Origin of the sequence: Actinospica durhamensis (genome assembly GCF_018139695.1) — a bacterium.
Classification (GTDB): Bacteria; Actinomycetota; Actinomycetes; order Streptomycetales; family Catenulisporaceae; genus Actinospica; species Actinospica durhamensis.
Genome location: NZ_JAGSOG010000917.1, coordinates 1 through 322, shown reverse-complemented (window position 1 = coordinate 322; position 322 = coordinate 1). Strand labels below are relative to the sequence as shown.

The following is a 322-nucleotide window of genomic DNA, read 5'->3' as shown; positions in this document are numbered from 1 at the left end:
CGGTCGTGCGCACGTCCTGGGGTGCGAGTTCGGTGCCGTCGAACTGCCGGGCCCGGATCATTTCCGCGACCTGCAACTCCACCGCGGCTTGGAGTACCGCGCCGCGGGCGGGGTCGAGCAGGATCTCACACCGGTGCATCTCCCCGTCCGCCGCAACACCGATGCGGGCGTAGGAGCGTTCGCGCTGCTGGGCGTGGCGCGCCTCGACCGACCCGGGGTCGGTGTGCTCCTCCAGCGCCCGCACCCGCTCCAGCCCGGCCCGCGTCCCGTGCTCGCGTGCGACGCGTAGGGTCTCGGCGACCTCGGGTGCCGGGTCGAGGCC

General features: G+C 74.2%; 1 protein-coding gene. It reads right to left on the bottom strand.

Features of this window, described 5'->3' with window-relative positions; genetic code table 11:
* On the bottom strand, nucleotides 1–322 hold a 322-nt coding region (locus KDL01_RS42835; RefSeq protein ID WP_212534402.1), incomplete at both ends, for a hypothetical protein.